General features: G+C 74.4%; 22 protein-coding genes. 2 read left to right on the top strand and 20 right to left on the bottom strand.

Annotated features, from left to right (window positions below):
* Positions 1–3 precede the first annotated feature (3 nt).
* The 3 genes from AMPC_RS03335 to AMPC_RS03325 form a co-directional block, all read right to left on the bottom strand.
* On the bottom strand, positions 4–327 hold the full coding sequence (locus AMPC_RS03335) for a helix-turn-helix domain-containing protein (RefSeq protein ID WP_248344317.1): 324 nt from the start codon (positions 325–327) through the stop codon (positions 4–6).
* 41 nt (positions 328–368) lie between these two features.
* Positions 369–962, bottom strand: coding sequence for an HNH endonuclease (locus AMPC_RS03330; protein ID WP_248344315.1), 594 nt, complete (start codon positions 960–962; stop codon positions 369–371).
* A gap of 105 nt (positions 963–1067) precedes the next feature.
* Positions 1068–3353 carry a lytic transglycosylase domain-containing protein gene (locus tag AMPC_RS03325; RefSeq protein ID WP_248344313.1) on the bottom strand — a complete coding sequence of 762 codons (2286 nt, stop codon included), beginning with the start codon at positions 3351–3353 and terminating at the stop codon, positions 1068–1070.
* A 169-nt stretch (positions 3354–3522) separates the two neighbouring features.
* Here AMPC_RS03325 and AMPC_RS03320 point away from each other — a divergent pair, with 169 nt between their 5' ends.
* Both AMPC_RS03320 and AMPC_RS03315 read left to right on the top strand, forming a co-directional pair.
* Positions 3523–5823 (top strand): ATP-binding protein, encoded by a 2301-nt coding sequence (locus AMPC_RS03320; protein ID WP_248344311.1) that lies wholly within the window; start codon positions 3523–3525, stop codon positions 5821–5823.
* Between the two features lie 51 nt (positions 5824–5874).
* Entirely contained in the window at positions 5875–7278 is a 1404-nt protein-coding gene (locus tag AMPC_RS03315; protein ID WP_248344310.1) for a sigma-54-dependent transcriptional regulator, read from the top strand.
* Here the strand turns inward: AMPC_RS03315 and rsmI are convergent.
* The 17 genes from rsmI to AMPC_RS03230 form a co-directional block, all read right to left on the bottom strand.
* Positions 7275–8129 (bottom strand): 16S rRNA (cytidine(1402)-2'-O)-methyltransferase, encoded by an 855-nt coding sequence (gene rsmI / locus AMPC_RS03310; protein WP_248344309.1) that lies wholly within the window; start codon positions 8127–8129, stop codon positions 7275–7277. The genes AMPC_RS03315 and rsmI overlap by 4 nt on opposite strands.
* 9 nt (positions 8130–8138) lie before the next feature.
* Positions 8139–8573 carry a YraN family protein gene (locus AMPC_RS03305; protein ID WP_248344308.1) on the bottom strand — a complete coding sequence of 145 codons (435 nt, stop codon included), beginning with the start codon at positions 8571–8573 and terminating at the stop codon, positions 8139–8141.
* Positions 8570–10384, bottom strand: coding sequence for a hypothetical protein (locus AMPC_RS03300; protein WP_248344307.1), 1815 nt, complete (start codon positions 10382–10384; stop codon positions 8570–8572). The genes AMPC_RS03305 and AMPC_RS03300 overlap by 4 nt, the downstream gene beginning before the upstream one ends.
* Before the next feature lie 201 nt (positions 10385–10585).
* Positions 10586–10993 (bottom strand): 50S ribosomal protein L19, encoded by a 408-nt coding sequence (gene rplS, locus AMPC_RS03295; RefSeq protein ID WP_248344306.1) that lies wholly within the window; start codon positions 10991–10993, stop codon positions 10586–10588.
* Between the two features lie 13 nt (positions 10994–11006).
* A complete protein-coding gene (gene trmD / locus AMPC_RS03290) occupies positions 11007–11708 on the bottom strand; it encodes a tRNA (guanosine(37)-N1)-methyltransferase TrmD (RefSeq protein ID WP_248346393.1) in 702 nt (233 codons plus the stop codon).
* 68 nt (positions 11709–11776) lie between these two features.
* Positions 11777–12265, bottom strand: coding sequence for a ribosome maturation factor RimM (gene rimM, locus AMPC_RS03285; protein WP_248344305.1), 489 nt, complete (start codon positions 12263–12265; stop codon positions 11777–11779).
* A 21-nt stretch (positions 12266–12286) separates the two neighbouring features.
* Positions 12287–12517 carry a KH domain-containing protein gene (locus AMPC_RS03280; RefSeq protein ID WP_248344304.1) on the bottom strand — a complete coding sequence of 77 codons (231 nt, stop codon included), beginning with the start codon at positions 12515–12517 and terminating at the stop codon, positions 12287–12289.
* Positions 12518–12534: 17 nt separating this feature from the next.
* Entirely contained in the window at positions 12535–12810 is a 276-nt protein-coding gene (rpsP, locus tag AMPC_RS03275; RefSeq protein WP_248344302.1) for a 30S ribosomal protein S16, read from the bottom strand.
* A gap of 104 nt (positions 12811–12914) precedes the next feature.
* Complete coding sequence (locus AMPC_RS03270; RefSeq protein ID WP_248344301.1) at positions 12915–13502, bottom strand: phosphatase PAP2 family protein; 588 nt, start codon at positions 13500–13502, stop codon at positions 12915–12917.
* Between the two features lie 126 nt (positions 13503–13628).
* Positions 13629–14162, bottom strand: a complete 534-nt coding sequence (gene rplQ / locus AMPC_RS03265) for a 50S ribosomal protein L17 (RefSeq protein WP_449658159.1) — start codon at positions 14160–14162, stop codon at positions 13629–13631.
* Between the two features lie 29 nt (positions 14163–14191).
* The gene (locus tag AMPC_RS03260) at positions 14192–15208 is read right to left on the bottom strand and encodes a DNA-directed RNA polymerase subunit alpha (RefSeq protein WP_248344300.1); all 1017 of its coding nucleotides are present in this window, start codon (positions 15206–15208) and stop codon (positions 14192–14194) included.
* A gap of 102 nt (positions 15209–15310) precedes the next feature.
* Positions 15311–15937, bottom strand: coding sequence for a 30S ribosomal protein S4 (gene rpsD, locus AMPC_RS03255; RefSeq protein ID WP_248344299.1), 627 nt, complete (start codon positions 15935–15937; stop codon positions 15311–15313).
* Positions 15938–15958: 21 nt separating this feature from the next.
* Positions 15959–16465, bottom strand: coding sequence for a 30S ribosomal protein S11 (gene rpsK / locus AMPC_RS03250; protein WP_449658158.1), 507 nt, complete (start codon positions 16463–16465; stop codon positions 15959–15961).
* A gap of 60 nt (positions 16466–16525) precedes the next feature.
* Positions 16526–16912, bottom strand: a complete 387-nt coding sequence (gene rpsM / locus AMPC_RS03245) for a 30S ribosomal protein S13 (RefSeq protein WP_248344298.1) — start codon at positions 16910–16912, stop codon at positions 16526–16528.
* A 73-nt stretch (positions 16913–16985) separates the two neighbouring features.
* Positions 16986–17102 (bottom strand): 50S ribosomal protein L36, encoded by a 117-nt coding sequence (gene rpmJ / locus AMPC_RS03240; RefSeq protein WP_176066782.1) that lies wholly within the window; start codon positions 17100–17102, stop codon positions 16986–16988.
* 257 nt (positions 17103–17359) lie between these two features.
* Positions 17360–18124, bottom strand: a complete 765-nt coding sequence (gene map / locus AMPC_RS03235; protein ID WP_248344297.1) for a type I methionyl aminopeptidase — start codon at positions 18122–18124, stop codon at positions 17360–17362.
* 5 nt (positions 18125–18129) lie between these two features.
* A complete protein-coding gene (locus tag AMPC_RS03230; RefSeq protein WP_248344296.1) occupies positions 18130–18777 on the bottom strand; it encodes an adenylate kinase in 648 nt (215 codons plus the stop codon).
* Positions 18778–18791: the final 14 nt, after the last annotated feature.

The following is an 18791-nucleotide window of genomic DNA, read 5'->3' as shown; positions in this document are numbered from 1 at the left end:
GGGTCAACGACGCGACCGCCCGGGCCCGGCGGGCCGCAGCGCGGGCGGCTCGGCGGCGGGGGGCGCCGCCTCCAGCGCCGCGAGGTAGGCGCGCACCACCTTGAGCGAGTCGAGCCGGAGCTCGCGCGCGATCCCGACCAGCATGCCGCGCAGGTAGACCGCCGCCGGCAGCTCGGCGTAGCGGTCCGCCTCGATGTTCTCGATGTGCCGCTTCAACACCCGGGTGCGCTCGGCGAGCTGCTCGAGCGAGACGCCGCGGCCCACCCTGGCCTCGCGCAGGGCGCGGCCGGTCCAGACCACCTCGTTCGTCAGGGGCGTCGGCTTCACGGGCGCGGCCCTCCGCGCGGGATGGTAGCCCAGCGGGGCCGTCAATCCAACAGTTCCACGTTCCAGTAGGCGGCCTCGGCCAGGCTGAGGTAGGGGCGCCACTCACGGTGGAACGCGCGTCGGGAGAGGTGTCGAAAGGTGGGCGTCCACCGCGGCCGGACCGGGGCGCGCAGGAGGTGCATGTGGGCCTCCTCCGGCGTCCGCCCGCCCTTGCGCAGGTTGCAGGGCACGCAGGAGCAGACCACGTTGTCCCAGCTCGTGGTGCCGCCGCGCGAGCGGGGCACCACGTGATCGAGGTTGAGGTCGGCGCGGGAGAACCGGCGCCCGCAGTACTGGCAGGTGTTGTCGTCCCGCGCGTAGATGTTGAACCGCGAGAAGCGGATCCGGTTCTTCGGGAGGTGGTCGTAGCGGGTGAGCACCACCACCCGCGGCACCCGCAGCCGCCGCCCCACCGTGCCGATGGAGTCGTGCGCCGCGGCCGAGAGCGCGCTCCAGCTCTCGAAGTCGAAGAGCTGGAACTGCTCGTCGATCGCCCTGGCGGCCCCCTGGTAGAGCAGCGCGAACGCGCGCCGCACCGAGGTGACGTGGACCGGCTGGTAGACCCGGTTGAGGACGAGACAGGCGGAGTCGAGCATCCCCGCTCAAGCTAGCGACCGCGAGCCCGCCCTGCCACGGGGGTCCGGCCGAGCGGGCAGCGCCGGGGCGCCGCCGGCCCGCCGGCCGGGGCGGACCGCGCCGGCTCAGGACTGGCCGGGGAGCTTCTGGGACAGGGCGATGGGCGGCTCGCCGCCGGTGCCGTACAGGAGCCGGTAGGCGCCGTAGGACCGCAGCACCCGCTTCACGTAGCCCCGGGTCTCCTGCAGCGGGATCTCCTCCACGAACTCGTCCAAGGCGAGCGAGCCCTGGGCCTTGAGCCAGCGGCCGACCGCGTTCGGGCCGGCGTTGTAGGCGGCGGCGGCGAGCGCCGGCGAGCCCTCGAACCGCTGCAAGAGCTGCCCCAGGTAGGCGGCGCCGAGCCGGATGTTGAGCGGCCCGCGGGTGAGGTCCACCGGCGTGGGCGGGCGGAGCTTGAGCCGCCGCGCCACCTGCCGCGCCGTCGGGAGCATGAGCTGGGTGAGCCCCACCGCGCCGGCCGGCGAGACGACGAGCGGGTCGAGCCCGCTCTCCTCGCGCATGAGCCCCTGCAGGAGATCGGCCGGGACGCCGGCCGAGCCGGACCAGCGCTCGATGTCCCCCCGGAACGCCGGCGGGTACGCGATGCGCCAGATGCGCAGCGCCTGGCCCTCCGGCTTCTCGCGCAGCGCGGCGCGCCCGGCGGTGCGGACGAGGTTGTGCGCGGCCCGATGGTCGTCGGCGCGGTCGAGGAGCTCGGCGAGGAGCAGGAGCGGCTCCGGCGCGGCGTCGTGATCGCCCGCGGCGAAGGGCCGGCGATCCGCGGCGCGGAGCTCCTCGGCGGCGGCGCGCGGGAGCCCCATGCGCAGGAGCCGCACGCCGGCGCGGAAGTGGCGATCGGCGGCGAGCGCGCCCGCGTCGTAGCGGAACTGCTCGGGCGAGGGCGGGAGCCGGAGCGTCGCCTGGGCGAAGCGCTCCCCGGGCGCGAGCTCGGCGAGCCGGGCCCGCGCGAGCAGGCCGTAGTAGTCCGCCGGGTACCTCGACGCGAGGGCGGCGAAGGCGGCGCGCGCCTCCTCCCGGTCCGCGGGCTGGCCGCGGGCGGCGAGGGAGCGGGCGCGCCAGTAGCCGGCCCGGGCGTGCTCGTACGGATCGCGGTCCCGGAACTCCTGCTCGAGCTTCGCGAACGCCTCGACCGCCCGGTCGAGCCGCCCGGCCCGCTTCTCCATCCAGGCCAGCCGGAAGAGCGCCTCGGCGCGGAACTCGGTCGCCGGGTGCTGGGTCAGGAGATCCGAGAGCACCTGCCGGGCCTCGTCGGCCTGCCCCTGCCGCGCGAGCTGGTCGGCGGCGTAGAAGAGCGCGTCGTCGGCGAGCCCGTGATCCGGGAAGTCGCGCGCCATGCGGCGGTACGCGGCGATCCCCTCCTCGGGCGAGAGGACGAGCGCCGACTGGGCGAGCAGGTAGGCCGCGCGGGCGCGCAGCCCGCCCTCGTCGCACAGCTCGGCCACCGGGCGGAGCACCTCGACGGCCCGGGTGTGCTGCCGCGTGCGCCGGAGCGCCTTCCCGGCCGTGAAGCGGGCACGGCACGAGAGCGCCTCGCCCGGCCCGGCCGGCGGGAGCCCGGGGAGCAGCGGCGCGAGGTCCCGGAGCGCGGCGTCGTTGCGGTTCGCCTCCACGAGGCTCTCGGCGTGCCGCACCACGTCCTCGACCGGCGGCGGCCGTCCGGCGTCGCCCGGGAGCCGGCGCAGCGCCACGAGGCAGGCCGGTGCGACGCCCGTGAGCGGGTGCGCCGCCCAGCAGTCGAGGAAGTCGCGCCGGGCCCGGGCCGCCTCGACCGGCTCCCCCCGGGCGGCGCGCAGCTCGCCGGAGAGGAGCAGCGCCTCGGCCGCGGGATCGCCGCGGGTCGGCTCGTCCGGCGCGGGCGTCGAGAGGATGGGGCGCAGCGCGGCGAGCGCCTCGTCCGCCTCGCCGAGCTCGCGCAGCACCCGGGCCCGCGCGAGCTGGGCCTGGGCGAAGAAGAGCGAGCCCTGCGGCACCCGGGCGTACGCCTCGAGCGCCTCGCGCGGCTGGCTCGAGAGCTCCCGCGCCCGCCCGCGCCACCACCAGACCCGATCGGCGAGGGCCGGCAGCTCCTGCTCCAGGCCGGCGAGGGCGATGCCGGCCTCGTCGCCGCGCGAGAGCTCCACCAGGGACACCGCCCGGAGGTAGCGCGCCTCGGGCGCCCGCGCGTGGGCGAACCCGGCCGCCGCCTCGGCGTACCGGTTGGCGTCGTAGGCCGCCTTGGCGCGGACGAGGGAGCCCGCGAAGACTGGCGCGAGCTCGGCCGGGGTGAACCAGGCGTGCGGCGGCTCGGACGCCGGGGCAGCGGGCGGGGGAGCGGCCGCGAGCAGCGCGGCCAGGGCGAGGACGGCGGTCATCGAGGCACTCTCATGGACCCGCCGGGGCCAGCGGTCAAGCCACCCCCGCGCGGCGGGCCGCGGGCCTCCGGGCAACGCGCGGGGGCCGCTCGCCATTTCCGGCGCCCGTCCGCCCGCCGGCACGCCCGCGGGGCGCGACCCGGCGCCCCGCTTGGCATAGGATCCGCCCGTGGACATCCGCACCCAGGCCTCCCTCCTCTGCGCCATCGTCACCCTGGCGCTCGCCGGCGCGGCGCTCCTGCGCCAGAGCCGGCCACGGGTGTTCACGCTCTTCGCGCTCTTCGCGCTCGACCTCTGCGCCTTCTCCCTCGCGCAGTTCCTCCAGCGCTGGACCGTCACCCCGGCCGGCTTCGACGTCTGGGAGCGGACCGCCGTCGTCGCGGGCTCCCTCACGCCCACCGCCGCCCTCGCCTTCTTCCTCGAGTTCCTCGGCGTCGCCCGCCGGCCCGCCCGCCGCGCCCGCAACGCCATGCTCGGTGGCTCGCTGCTCGGCTTCGCGGTGGCCACCTCGCCCCTCGTGCACCTCAGCCTCGCGAAGCTCGCCGTCACGGCCTACGTGGTCGGCGGGCTCGCGGTGGTCCTGTCCGTGCTCTGGGGGAAGCTGCACGCCGCGCCGACGCGGGTGGAGCGCGCCCGGCTGCTCTACCTCTTCATCGGCGCCTGCATCGCGGTGGTGCTCTCCACCCTCGACCAGCTCCCGCGGTTCGGCGTGCCCTACCCGCTCCAGGGGCTCGGCGCGGTGGTGCTCACGCTGTTCATGTTCTTCCTGTCGCAGACGCTGCAGCGCCACCGGCTGCTCGACCTGCACGAGTTCCTCGGGAAGATCGTGGTGGTCTCCTCGCTCGGCCTGGTGCTGGTCGCGATCTACGGCGGCCTCGTGAGCTGGGTCGGCAACCGGACCGAGCTCTTCTACTTCAACACCCTGGTCGCCTCCTTCGTGATCCTCTCGCTCTTCGAGCCCTTGCGCGAGAAGGTCGAGGAGTGGGTGGTGGCGACCCTCTTCCGCGAGCGCTACGAGCTGGTGCGCAGGCTCGAGGGGCTGCGCGACCGGATCGGCAACGTCATCGATCCGAGCCAGCTCGCGGCGGTGCTCCTCGACGGGCTGGTCGAGACCCGGCGCGTCACCCACGCCTCGCTCTGGCTCCTCGCCGAGGACCGGCCCGGCTACCGGCTGCTCGACAGCCGCGGCCCCCCGCCGGCGGGGTTCCTCGAGGCGGCCACCGCCCGCGCCCTCCTCGGCGCGGCCTCCTCGGGGCAGAAGGCGCTGCTCCTTGAGAACATCGACCGGCGCATCGCCGAGCTGAAGGCCCACCTGCCGCCCGGGCCGGACGAGGCCGCCGCCGCGAGCGCCGCCCCGGTCGCCGTCGCCGAGGAGCTCCGGCGCCTCGCCGACGCCCGGACCGCCATGGCGACGATGAAGGCCGGCATCTGCATGCCCCTGACCGCCGGGGATCGGGCGGTCGGGTTCCTCGCCTGCATGGACGAGCGGGTGCCCGAGGCCTTCGCGTCGAACGAGATCGCGGCGCTGCTCGAGGTGGCCGACCGCTGCGCCCTCGTCATCGAGAACTCGAAGCTCTACCAGCAGATGAAGGAGCGCGACCGGCTCGCGGCGCTGGGCGAGATGGCGGCCGGCCTGGCCCACGAGATCCGCAACCCGCTCGCGGCCATCAAGGGCGCCATCCAGTTCATCCTGCCCGAGCCGCCCGGGACCGGCCCGGCCGCCGGCGGCGGCGAGGGCCGCCGCGGCGCGGAAGGCGAGGGCGACGGCCGCGGGGATCCGGCGAGCGACGAGCAGCTCGTCCCGCGCGAGTTCCTCGCCATCATCGTCGAGGAGGTGAACCGCCTGAACGGCGTGGTCACGCAGTTCCTCGACTACTCCCGTCCGGCCAAGAGCGCGCTCTCGCCGCTCCACGTGAACCAGATCCTGGAGCGGACCTTCCAGCTCCTCGGCCCGGACCTGCCGCCGCAGGTGCGGCTCACGCTCGACCTCGCCCCGGACCTGCCGCGGGTCCAGTGCGACGCCGAGCAGCTGAAGCAGGTCTTCCTCAACCTGGCGCTCAACGCGGTGCAGGCGATGCCCGAGGGCGGCGCGCTCGCGGTCTCGACCCGCCTCGCGCGCGACGAGGCGGCGGTCTGGCGCGAGTCGGCCGGACCGATCGCCGCGGTGGAGGTCCGGTTCCGCGACACCGGGCCCGGGGTGCCCGAGGAGGCGCGCGAGAGCATCTTCGTGCCCTTCTACACCACCAAGGAGAAGGGCACCGGGCTCGGCCTCGCCATCTGCGAGCGGATCGTGAAGGCGCACCAGGGCTCGATCCGCGTCCGCCAGGCGCCGGGCGGCGGGGCCGAGTTCGTGCTGTCCTTCCCGGCCGTGCGGGAGGACCTGCCGGAGCTGCCGCGCGAGGCCGCCCCGGCCCGGCCGGCGCGGGCGGGGTCGCGCATCCGCCGCCGGCGGCGCCGCCGCCCGGCCTGACCGGCGCCGCCGCGGTCGCCCCCCGGCCCCCTCCCGTGCTAACTAGGGGGCGTGGCGCACGTCCTCATCGTCGACGACGAGATCAACATCCGCCGGGTCCTCGCGGCCATGCTCAAGCGCGAGGGCTACGAGGTCACCACCGCGCAGGACGGCGAGCAGGCCCTGGCGGTGCTGCAGAAGGCCCCGGTGGACGTGGTCGTCACCGACCTCGTCATGCCGCGGCTCGGCGGCATGGAGCTCCTGCGGCGGGTCTCGGCCGAGTTCCCCGACGTCCCCTGCATCGTCATCACGGCGCACGGGACGGTGGACAGCGCCGTGGCGGCGCTCAAGGCCGGCGCCTTCGACTACATCACCAAGCCCTTCGAGCAGGACGACCTCAAGGCGGTGATCGCCAAGGCGGCCCGCGCGCACGACCTCGAGCGCCAGAACGTCCACGGCGGGCCGGGGGACGGCGACCGCGCGCCGCTGGTGGGCGGCTCGCCGGCGATGCGGGCCATCTACGACATCCTCGACCGGGTGGCCGACTCCCCCTCCACCGTGCTCATCACCGGCGAGAGCGGGACGGGCAAGGAGCTCATCGCCTCTGCGCTCCACCGCGGCAGCTCGCGCCGCGACCGGCCGCTCATCAAGGTGAACTGCGCCGCCATCCCCAAGGACCTCGTGGAGAGCGAGCTCTTCGGGCACGAGAAGGGCGCCTTCACCGGCGCGGTGGCCTCGAAGCCGGGCCGCTTCGAGCTGGCCGACGGCGGCACGCTCTTCCTCGACGAGATCGGCGAGGTGCCGCTCGAGATGCAGGTGAAGCTCCTGCGCGCCCTGCAGGAGTCGGAGTTCGAGCGGGTGGGCGGCATCAAGACGCTCAAGGTGGACGTCCGGCTCGTCGCCGCCACCAACCGCGACCTGCAGAGCCTCATCGCCGACGGCCGGTTCCGCGAGGACCTCTTCTACCGGCTCAACGTGGTCCCCATCGCGCTCCCGCCGCTCCGCGACCGGCGCGAGGACATCCCCCTGCTCGTGCAGCACTTCCTCGAGAAGTACAACAAGCGGCTCGGCAAGCACGTCGAGCGGGTCGAGGACGAGGCGCTGCAGCTCCTGCTCGGCTACCCGTGGCCGGGGAACATCCGGGAGCTCGAGAACCTGATGGAGCGGTCGGTGCTGTTCGCCGACGGGCCGGAGATCCTGGCCTCGTCCCTGCCCGACGCGCTGCGGGAGCGGCCCGGCGTCCCGGCCACCCCGATCGCCGCCGTGGGCCACATCGGCGCCATCGCCGCCCCGAGCGGCGCGTCGATGAAGGAGATCGTCCGGCAGGCCCAGGCCGAGCTGGAGCGCGAGCTCATCACCCGGGCGCTCGAGGAGACCGGCGGGAACGTCACCCGGGCGGCGAAGCGGCTCCAGATCAGCCGCAAGTCCCTGCAGGTGAAGATGAAGGACCTCGGGCTGCGCGGGACGGACGACTAGCGCGCCTTCTCGCCCTTGAGCCGCTGCAGGGCGTCGTAGACCTCGGCGCGCGCCAGGCCGCGCGCCCGCGCCACCGAGCGGGCGATCTCGGTCGGCGGGTGCCCTTCCGCCAGCCTCCGGCGGAGCTCCTCCTCGAGCGGCTCCTCGGGGGCCGCCGCGGCGCGGGCCGCCTCCTCCGAGGCGCCCCCCACCACGAGCGTCACCTCCCCGCGGACCTCGCCGGCGAAGCGCGCGGCCAGCTCCGGGAGCGTGCCCCGCGCGATCTCCTCGTGGAGCTTGGTGAGCTCGCGGGCCACCGCGGCGGGGCGCGGCCCGAGCTCGCGCGCCAGGTCGGCGAGCGTCGCGCCGGTCCGGTTGCCGGCCTCGTAGAGCACGAACGTGCACGGGAGCGCGGCGAGGAACCGGAGCGCCTCGGCGCGCGCCGCCCCCTTGCGCGGCAGGAAGCCCTGCACGAGGAACCGGTCGCTCGGGAGCCCGGAGCCGGTCAGCGCGGTCACGGCCGCGCACGGGCCGGGCACCGGGACGACCTTCGCCCCCGCCTCCCAGGCCGCCGCCACCAGCGCCTGCCCCGGGTCCGAGACCCCGGGCGTCCCGGCGTCGGTGCAGAGCGCCACGTCCTCGCCGGCGGCGAGCCGCTCCAGCACCGCCCCGGCCCGGCCGCGCTCGTCGAACGCCGGCAGCGAGATCATCCGCGGGGCCGGGACGCCCAGGTGCGAGAAGAGCTGCAGCGTGCGCCGGGTGTCCTCGGCGGCGACGGCGCGGACGGCGCGGAGCACCTCCGCCGCCCGGGGCGAGAGGTCGCCCAGGTTGCCGATGGGGGTGGCGAGCACGAAGAGGGTTCCCTGGGACACGTGACCTCGCTAGAGCGTGGGCCGGCCGTCGGCGTCGAAGGCGTTGCGCCAGAGCTCGAGCCGCGGGCCGGGCTCCTCCCAGTGCACCGCCACCACGTCGAAGCGCATCGGCTGGTCGAGCCCGCCGTGGCGCACGGCGTAGTCGGCGGCGGCGGCGACCACCCGGCGCGCCTTCCGCACCGTGACCGACTCGGCGGGGCTGCCGTAGTCCTCGCGCGAGCGGCTGCGCACCTCCACGAAGACCAGCATCCCGTCGTGGCGGCAGACGAGGTCCACCTCGCCGCGCCGGGCCCGGTGGTTGCGGGCGACGACGAGGTACCCCGCGGCCTCGAGGTGCCGCGCCGCCAGCGCCTCGGCCGCGGCGCCGCGGGCCCGGGCCTCGCGGGCGCGCTCCCGCGCCTCCTCCGGGCCGGTCCGGCGGCGCTCTCGGGCCGGCGCGGTCATGCCGAGTGATCCGCCGCCTCGCGGAAGACCGGATCGGCGGTGGCGTGCAGCACCTGCCCGGCCCGGGCGAGCTGCTTCAGGAAGGCCGCCGCCGCGCGGCGGGCGGCGAGCGGGAGCCGGTCGAAGACCTCGCCGACCACCAGCACCTGCCCCGCGACCTCGCGCTCCGCGGCGGCGAGCTTGAGCGCGAGGTACACGAGATCCTGGTCCGGCGGCGGGAGGCCCGCGGCCGGCACCGCGCGCCCGCCGGCCTCGACCGAGAGCGCGCCGCGGGCGTCGAGGAGCACCGCCCCGAGCCGCCCGCCCGAGAGGTTCCCGGCGAGCTGCCGCGCCCGCGGGCCGATCGCCCGCAGGAGCTCGCCCGCGGGCTCGCCGTCCGCCGCCGTGGCCGCGAGGAAGGCGCCGATCGGATCGGCGGGCCGCGGCGCGGCCGCCGGCTCCGGCGCCGGGGGGCGCGCCAGCTCCGCCTGCACCCGCGCCACCTCGGCCTCGATGCTGCGGGCGTCGCGGAGGTAGCCGCCCGCCTGCCCGGCTATGGCGGCCTCCACCCGCGCCAGCTCCGCCGCGGCGCGCGCCTTCTCCTCCACCGCGCCGCGGGTCTCCGCGCGCGCCTCCCAGGCCGCGAGGGCCGCGCGCGCCGCCTCGACCGCCCGGTCGGCCTCGGCCACCCGCTGCGCCGACTCCGCCAGCGCCGCGGGCCCCTTCAGCTCCAGGGCCGTCACGGCCGCGTCCACCTCGCCGGCCTCCTTCGCGTAGGCCTCGGCGGCCTTGCGCTCGTACTCCTCGACCAGCGCGCGCCGGCGCTCGCCGCGCTCCCGGCCCTCGAGGTCGCCGATGGCGCGCAGCGCCGCCCAGGCCGCCACGCCGAAGGCGGGCACGTCGAGCAGCGCGAGGTAGCGCCAGTTGCTGCCCTGCAGCGCGCCGGCCACGCCGCCCGCGAGGGCGAGCGCGCCGAGCGCCAGCCCCGCGACGAAGACCGGCGAGCGTCGCAGCGGCCGGGGCGCGCGCGCCTCCGCCTCGCGCTCCAGCGCGCCCCGCTCCTCGGCCGCGCGCGCCAGGGCCTCGTCCCGGCGCGCCACGGCCCGGGCGTGGCCGGCCAGGCGCGCCTCGAGCTCCCCCAGCCCGGCGAGCACCGCCGCCACCCGGTCGAGCTGGGCGCGCGCGGCCTCGGCCGCGGCGACCGCCTCCCGCAGCCGCGCGCCGTCCTCGAGGAGCTTCTCCTGCTGGAAGAGCCGGCTCTGCAGCCCGTCGAGCTGGAACTGGAGCCGGTCGGCGGCCCGGGCGCGCTCGAGCTCGTCGGCGAGCGCCGCCAGCTTCGCCGCCGCCGCCTCCGGCGCGAGCCGGGGGCGCGGCGCGGCGGCCGTCGCGCTCCGCGGCAGCCCGGCCCCCGGGGCGCGGGACGGGAGGTCGGCCGGATCGAGCATCCGCACCCGCTCGAAGCGGGCGCGCGAGGGCGCGCCGGCGGCGAGGAGCTGGCGCGAGATCTCGGCGAGGTCCTGGGCCAGCGGCGCGAAGGCGCGCCGCGCCGCATCGAAGCGCTGCAGCTGCGCGCTCCGGCCGAACTCGCGCACCAGGCGGAGCGTCAGCCGGTCCTTGCCGGCCAGCGTCGCGCCCGCCCGGGCCGGAGCGGCGGCGACGCCGGGGAGGGCCTCGCCGTCGCGCTCCCCCGGGGCCACCAGCGCCGCCACGAGCCGCGCCAGCGCGGCGCCGTCGGCCGACGGCACGACGTTGTAGCCGGGGCGGAGCGCCAGGCGCCCGCCGGCGGGGGCCACGCCCTTCACCCCCTGGGCGGCGAGCTCGAGCAGGATCACGTGTGCGGATGGTACTCGCCCGGCGACGGCCGGAGAAGCGCCACGAGCGAGAGAGGGACGGGCCCCCTCTCGCTCGAGGATGAACGCAGCGTGCTGCCGCCAGGCGCGCGCACGCCGACCGCGCCGCGCGCTCGCGAGGCGGGACGGCCGCGCGCGCGGGAGAGGCAACGCCCCTCCCGCACGGACGGGCCAGGGGCCCGGCTACGCCGGGGCCGGCTCGGCGGCGGCGGGGGCCGCGGCCGGAGCGGCGGCCGCGTGGCCGCCCTCGTCCTGGACGAGGCGGGCCGCCTTGCCCTGCAGCTCCCGGAGGTAGTAGAGGCGCGACCGGCGGACCTGGCCGTGGCCGAGCACCTCGATCTTGTCGATGCGCGGGCTGTGGACGGGGAACATGCGCTCCACGCCGATGCCGTAGCTCACCTTGCGGACGGTGAACATGGCGCGGGCCTCGCCGCGGCGGTGCGCGATGACGACGCCCTCGAAGACCTGGATGCGCTCCTTGTCGCCTTCCTTGATCTTGGTGTGCACGCGCACGGTGTCGCCGGCGCTGAACTCGGGGACGTCCTTCCGCACGTACTTCTGCTCGATGTCGGCAATGGCCTTGCGAAGCATGTTCTGCTCTCCTTTACAGCTCGTCGTCTCCGGCCTCGATGAGCCGGAGGTCCTCTTGCGTGGGCTCGAACCTCTCGAAGAGGTCGGGCCGCTTCTCTCGGGTGGCCCGGAGCGACTCGCGCCGCCGCCACCGCTCGATCCGCCGGTGATCTCCCGAGAGGAGGATCTCCGGAACCTTCATCCCCCGGAAGTCCGGGGGCCGGGTGTAGTGCGGGTGCTCCAGCAGCCCGCGCTCACCCTCGAAGCTCTCCGCACCGGCGGAGGCCTCGTTGCCGAGGACTCCCGGCACCAGCCTGGCCGCGGCGTCCACGATGCAGAGCGCCGCCAGCTCGCCGCCGGTGAGGATGAAATCTCCCAGCGACACTTCCATGTCAACCACCTGCATCACCCGCTCGTCCACGCCCTCGTACCGGCCGCAGACGACGATCACCCTGCCCTGCGCGGCGAGGTCCCGCGCCAGCGGCTGATCCAGCCGCCTGCCGCGCGGGCTGGTCAGCAGCACCCTCGCCCCCGGCAGCCGCGCCCTCGCCGCCTCGATGGCGTCGGTGAGCGGCTCCGGCTTCATCACCATGCCCGCGCCGCCGCCGTACGGGGCGTCGTCGCAGACCTTGTGGCGCCCGGGCGCGTGCGCCCGGATGTCCTGCACCCGGACGTCGACGAGCCCCGCCTCGCGGGCCTTCCCGAGGATGCTCTCGGCGAGGTAGCCCTCGCACATCCGCGGGAACAGCGTGAGGATCTCCGCCTCCAGCCCCGGCGACCTCCGCGCCACTCCTCCTTCGTCCGTCAAAGCTCCAGCAAGCCTTCCGGCGGATCGACGACGACCTTCCTGGCCGCCCCGTCCACCTGCACGTAGGGCGCGAGCGGGATGAGCCGCTCCCGATCGCCCTTCACCACCAGCACGTCCACGCCGCCGGTGGCGTAGAACCCGGTCACCACGCCGAGCGGCGCGCCGGCCGCCGTCTCGACCGGCATCCCCTCCAGGTCGCCCCAGAAGTGGCTGCCGTCCTCCAGCTCGCCGAGGTCGTCCCGCTCGGCCAGCACCTCGGCGCCCACGAGCGCCTCGGCCCCGCTCCGCTCGGCGACGTCGCCGAGCCGGACCGCCCAGAGGCGCCCTTGCGGCCGCGCCTCCCTCACCGCCAGCACCCGCTCCGCCCCGCCCGCCCGGAGCGTCACCCGCGGGAGCTCGGCGAGCGCGCCCTCGGAGCCGCCCACGCCGACGAAGCCCTTCAGCCCGATGGCCTTCACCACCTTGCCGATGCGGACGAGCGCCATGCGGGACCGCCCTCCGAGCGGCTAGTCGAGGATGTCGAGCACCGCGCGACGGCCCTGCCGGCGCGCGGCGATCTCGAGGACGGCGCGGAGCGCCTTGGCGGTGCGGCCTCCCCGGCCGATCACGCGGCCGAGGTCGTCCGGGTCCACCGTCAGCTCGAGGACCGTGGAGCGGTCGCGCTCGATGGTCTCGACGCGGACGGCGTCCTTCTTCTCGACGAGCTCGCGGGAGAGCCAGAGGACGAGGTCGCGCACGGCGCCACCGTGGCCGGCTAGGCCTTCTTCTCGGCCGGCGCCGCGGCGGCGGCCTTCTTCGCGGCGCGCTTCAGCACCACCGCGACCGTCTGGCTCGGCACCGCGCCGGCCTTCAGCCAGTACTCGACGCGATCGGCCTTGAGGTCGATGAGCTCGGGCTGCTGGGTGGGATCGTACACGCCCACGTCCTCGAGGTACTTGCCGTCGCGCGGCTTGCGCGAGTCGGTGGCGACCACGTGATAGAAGGGCGCCTTGTGCGTGCCCGCCCGGGAAAGCCGAAGAACGACCGCCATCTGTACTGCCTCCTGAAAGACCGGATGCGAAATGGGCCGCGCCGGGAGGGCGCAGCGCCCGCCCGGAGGGCCCGGGTCCGAAAAGCGGACTCTTTTAGAGGAGATCAACCACGAATGTCAAGGCTCCGCGACGAGCGGCGCCAAGAAAGATGGCCGCCGGGGCGGGCGCGCGCCGCCAGGGTCGCCGCGACGAGGCCGAGCAGCGCGCCGAGCGCCCATCCGGCCGCCACGTCGAGCGCCCAGTGGGCGCCCACGTACACCCGCGAGAGCCCTCCCAGGAAGGCGAAGGCCCAGAGCCAGGAGAGTCGCCGCCCGTACACCGCGGTGCCGTAGGCCGCGAGCACCGCCACCGAGGCGGAGTGGCCGGAGGGGAACCCGAGGGCGCGGAGCGGCTCGAGCCCCACCCGCACCTGCGCCGGGCCGTAGATCGCCAGCGGCCGGGGGGTGTGGAACAGGTCCTTCGCCAGCGTCACCAGGATCCCCTGGGCGCAGAGCGCGAGGAAGAACGGGAGCGCCACCGCCGCGAACCGGCGCCAGTCGCGCTCGAGCAGGCCGAAGAGCCCGGCCCCGAGGCCCGCGACGGCGAGCCCCAGGCAGGCCAGGGAGAGCGCCGCCATCGGCAGGTCCAGCCAGCGCGACTGCAGGGCCTGGTGGATCGCCAGGAAGGGATCGTGGGCGTACAGGGGCGGCATGGTGGGCGCAGCTTCTTGTAGCAGCCTGCCGCTCCCCCGCCCAGCGCCACCCCGGGCCGAAAAAGGTGACGCGCGGCCCCCGTGAGGAGGCCGCGCGTCGCGAGCTGCTCGAGCGAGGAGGCGGGCCTACTGGCCGCGCTGCGCGCTCTTGGCGCCCTTCGGCGCCTTGTCGGTGACCTGGGCCTTGGGGGCCTTGGCCTTCTTGGCGGGCTTCTCGGCCTTCTCGGCCTTCGGCGCCTTCTCGGCCTTGGGGGCCTTGGCCTTCTTCTCGGCCTTGGGCTCCTCGCCCTCGGCGGCGGCCTGGGTGCGCTCGACGAGCTCGATCATCGCCGTCTCGGCGTTGTCGCCGGCGCGGCGCCCGATCTTGACGATGCGGGTGTAACCGCCCGGGCGCGCCTTGAAGAGCGGCCCGAGGACGTCGAAGAGCTTCGACAGCACCTCGACGTCGCGCACGTCGCGGTACGCCTGGCGGCGGGCGTGCGGGGTGCCGGTCTTGCCCAGCGTGATGATCTTGTCGGCGATGCGCTTCAGCTCCTTCGCCTTGGGCGTGGTGGTGACGATGCGCTCGTGGCGGAGCAGCGAGGTCACCATGTTGCGGAACATGGCGGTGCGGTGCTCGGTGGTGCGGTCGAGCCGGCGGCCGGCTACGCGGTGCTTCATGACGGTTCTCTCCTAGGTGAGGTGCGCCGCTAGACCTTGGGCGCGGCGGGCTGGGTCTTCGGCGGCCAGTTCTCGAGCTTCATCCCGAGGGAGAGCCCCATCTCGGCCAGGATCTCCTTGATCTCCTTCAGCGACTTCCGGCCGAAGTTCTTCGTCTTCAGCATCTCGGCCTCGGTCTTCTGCACCAGGTCGCCGATCGTCTTGATGTTGGCGTTCTGGAGGCAGTTGGCGCTGCGGACCGAGAGCTCCAGCTCGTCCACCGAGCGGAAGAGGTTCTCGTTCAGCTTGGTCTCCTCGACCGGGCTGATCTCGGCGACCGGCTCCTCGACCTCGTCGAAGTTGATGAAGATCGAGAGCTGCTCCTTGATGATCTTGGCGGCGTAGGCCACCGCGTCCACCGGAGCGACCGACCCGTCGGTCCAGAGCTCGAGCGAGAGCCGGTCGTAGTCGGTGACCTGCCCGACGCGGGCGTTGGTCACCTGGTAGTTCACCTTGCGGATCGGGCTGAAGAGCGCGTCGATCGGGATGACGCCGATGGGCGCCCCGGCGATCTTGTTCCGCTCGGCCGGGACGTACCCGCGGCCGCGGCGGGCCGTGAGCTCGACGCGGACCCGCCCGCCCTCGCTGATGGTGAAGAGGTGGTGGTTCGGGTTGAGGACCTCGACCTGGCCGTCGGCGATGATGTCGCCGGCCTTGATCTCCTTGGGACCGTCCGCCTCGATGCGGAGGGTCTTGACCTCGTTGGTGTGGATCTGGAGGAGGACCTCCTTGAGGTTCAGGATGATGTCGGTGACGTCCTCGGCCACCTCGGGGATGGTCATGAACTCGTGCTCCACCCCCTCGATCTTCACCGAGGTGATGGCCGCGCCCTGCAGGCTCGAGAGGAGCACGCGGCGCAGGGAGTTCCCGAGGGTGATGCCGAAGCCGCGCTCGAGCGGCTCGGCGACGAACTTGCCGTAGGTCGGGGTGAGGCTGTCCTGGTCGACCACGAGCCCACGGGGCTTGATGAGGTCGCGCCAGTTCTTGGTCACGATCGCGTCTGCCATCGGCTGTCTCCTTGGTCGCCGCCCCCTCCCCGCACCGCCAGCCAGAGCGGTGCGGGGCGCCGTGGGGCGCGCGGCCGTATTCGGTTGGGAGCTGTGAAGCGCTTACTTCGAGTAGAGCTCGACGATGAGCTGCTCCTGGATCGGCATCGTGATCTCCTCGCGGGCCGGCGCCGTCTTCACGGTGCCCTTGAAGCCGCCCTTGTCGAGCTCGAGCCAGGCCGGGACGCCGCGGCGGTCCACCGCCTCGAGCGCCTCGTTGATGCGGACCACCTTCTTGCTGCGGTCCTTCAGCTCCACCACGTCGCCGACGCGGAGCCGGTACGACGGGATGTTCACCTTGCGGCCGTTGACGCGGAAGTGGCCGTGGCGGACGAGCTGGCGCCCCTCGTTCCGGGTGTCGGCGAAGCCGAGCCGGAAGACGACGTTGTCGAGCCGGAGCTCGAGGGTCTGCAGCAGGTTGTCGCCGGTCTTGCCCTTGGCGGCGGCGGCGTTGTGGTAGGCGTGGCGGAAGTCGGCCTCCAGCATGCCGTACATCCGCTTCACCTTCTGCTTCTCACGGAGCTGGACGCCGTACTCCGAGAACTTGGTGCGGCCCTGGCCGTGCTGGCCCGGGGGGTACGGGCGGCGCTCGATGGCGCACTTGTCCGTGTAGCACCGGTCGCCCTTCAGGTACATCTTGAGGTTCTCGCGGCGGCAGAGCCGGCACACGCTTTCACTGTAACGAGCCACTGATTGCTCTCCTGTTCCTGATCAGACGCGGCGGCGCTTCGGGGGCCGGCAGCCGTTGTGCGGGATGGGGGTGACGTCGCGGATGAGCGTGATCTTCAGCCCGGCGGCCGAGAGGGCGCGCAGGGCCGACTCGCGGCCGGCGCCCGGGCCGTTCACCTCGACGGTGACCGTCTTCAGGCCGTGCTCCATCGCCTTGGCGGCGGCGTCGCCGGCGGCGACCTGGGCCGCGAACGGCGTGGACTTGCGCGAGCCCTTGAACCCGCGGGCGCCCGCCGACGACCAGGAGAGGACGTTCCCGGTCACGTCGGTGATCGTGACCATGGTGTTGTTGAACGTCGCCGCGATGTGGACCACGCCGGCGGCGATGTTCTTCTTCACCCGCTTCTTGCCCTTCTTCGGGACCACCGGCGAGGCGGTGACCGGCTCGATGCCGCCCAGGTTCGGGGCGGCGGGGGCGCTGCTCTCCTCGACCTTGGCCTCGGCCTTGGCCGGCGCTTCCGGCTTCTTCGTCTGCTTCTCGTCAGCCACTCTGGTTCTCCGTGTCCGCACGCCGCGCGCCGCGCGGCTGCAATCGGGTTCGAAAGCTCGTTAGGCCTTGGGGGCGGGGGCCGGCGCCTTGCGGATCAGCCCCTTCTTCGGGCCCTTGCGCGTGCGGGCGTTGGTGTGGGTGCGCTGGCCGCGGACCGGGAGACCCTTGCGGTGGCGCAGGCCGCGGTAGCAGCCGAGATCCATGAGCCGCTTGATGTTCATCGACACCTCGCGGCGGAGGTCGCCCTCCACCTTGAGGTTCTGCTCGATGGTCTCGCGGATGCGGCGGACCTCGTCGTCCGTCAGATCCTTGGTCCGCGTGGTCGCGGCGACCTGGGCGCGCTCGAGGACGAGCCGGGCGGTGGTCTTGCCGATCCCGAAGATGTACTGGAGCGAGATCTCGATGCGCTTCTCGCGGGGAAGGTCGACGCCTGCAATACGAGCCATCTTTCCGTTGCTCCTGACGTGTGTGCTGCGTGACGCCCCTGCCCGCGTCAGCGAGCCTTGGGGCCTTGGGCGACTAGCCCTGGCGCTGCTTGTGGCGCGGGTTGGCCGGGCAGATGATCCGGACCACGCCCTTGCGCTTGATGACCTTGCACTTGTCGCAAATCTTCTTGACCGACGCGCGGACCTTCATGACTCGAACCGCCTCCCGAGGAACTACAGAAGTCTTCCAGACGAAAAAGCCCCGCCGCTGCTTCCGGCGGGACCGGCGGCGGGCGTGAGCCCGAAGACCGCCACGTTGTGCTCCCGCGCCCTTCCCTCCCCCGAAGCGGGACGGAACGCGAGGGGCGCCCTATAACACAGCCACTTTGCCACTGCAACCTCCCTCGTGCAAACCGCGCGCGAGGGACCCAACGACGCTGCCCCGGGACCGGCCGTCCTCCTGCCGGGCTACGACGGCCGGGTGAGGATCTCCGGGCCGTCCTCGGTGATCGCCACCGTGTGCTCGAAGTGGGCGGAGAGGCTCCCGTCCACCGTCACCGCGGTCCAGCCGTCGCCGAGCACCCGGACGTCCGGGCCGCCGGCGTTCACCATCGGCTCGATGGCGAGGATCATCCCCGGCCGGAGCCGGGGCCCGCTCCGCGCCGCCCCGAAGTTCGGGACCTGCGGCAGCTCGTGGAGCCTGCGGCCGATGCCGTGTCCCACGAAGTCGCGAACCACCGAGTAGCCCCGGGCCTCCACGAGCCCCTGCACCGCGGCCCCGATGTCCCCTACCCGTCCGCCGGCCGTGGCGGCCTCGATGCCGGCGCCGAGGGCGGCGCGGGTGGCGTCGAGCAGCCGCCGGGCCGCCGTCGAGATGCCGCCGACCGGCACGGTCACCGCCGAGTCGCCGAACCAGCCCTTGTAGACGACGCCGAAGTCGAGCCCGACCACGTCGCCGGCGGCGAGCCGCCGCCCCGGGCTCGGGATCCCGTGGACCACCTCGTCGTTGATCGAGATGCAGATGACCGCGGGATAGCCGTGATAGCCCTTGAACGCGGGCCTGGCGCCCCGCCGCTCGGTCAGGTCGGCCGCCAGCGCGTCGAGCTCCCCGGTGGTGACGCCGGGCGCCACGACGCCCGAGACCGCCTCGAGCACGTCGTGGACGATGAGGCAGGCGTCCCGGATCCGCGCCACCTCGTCGGCGGTCCGAAGCTCGATCCGGTCGCGCGACATCGACGTTAGCGGGGGCCCAGCACCGTCTTGGTGGCGGCGAGGATGCCCTCGGGGGTCCCCACGCCCTCGACGTCGGACACGAGCCCGCGGCCCGCGTAGAACGCCTTGAGCGGCGCGGTCTTGGCCGCGTACTCCTCCATCCGCTTCTTCACGTTCTCGGGCTTGTCGTCGTCACGCTGCACGAGCCCGGCGCCGTCGCGGTCGCAGTACCCGGTCTGCTTCGGCGGGTTCTGGCTCACGTGGTAGACGGCCCCGCACTTCGGGCAGCTGCGCCGCCCGCTGATGCGCTCGACCACCATCTCGACCGGGACCTCGTACGAGAGCGCCCGGTCGATCTTGCGGCCGGCCCGGGCGAGCAGCTGCTCGAGGAACTCGGCCTGCGCGGTGGTGCGCGGGTACCCGTCGAGGATGAAGCCCTTCGCCACGTCGTCCCGGCCGAGCCGGTCGCGGACCATCTCGTTCGTGATGTCGTCCGTGACGAGCCCGCCCGAGTCCATGATCGCCTGGACCTTCTTGCCGAGCTCGGTCCCGCGGGCCTTGTGGTCGCGGAACATGTCCCCGGTGGAGATGTGCGGGATCCCGTACTCGGCCGCGAGCAGCTTCGCCTGCGTGCCCTTGCCGGCGCCGGGGGGACCGAGGAGGACGAGGATCATGCGCTTCTCCTTGT

Origin of the sequence: Anaeromyxobacter paludicola (assembly GCF_023169965.1) — a bacterium.
GTDB classification, from domain to species: Bacteria; Myxococcota; Myxococcia; order Myxococcales; family Anaeromyxobacteraceae; genus Anaeromyxobacter_B; species Anaeromyxobacter_B paludicola.
Note: the sequence above shows the minus strand (reverse complement) of the source record. Positions and strands in the feature narration are given on the sequence as shown.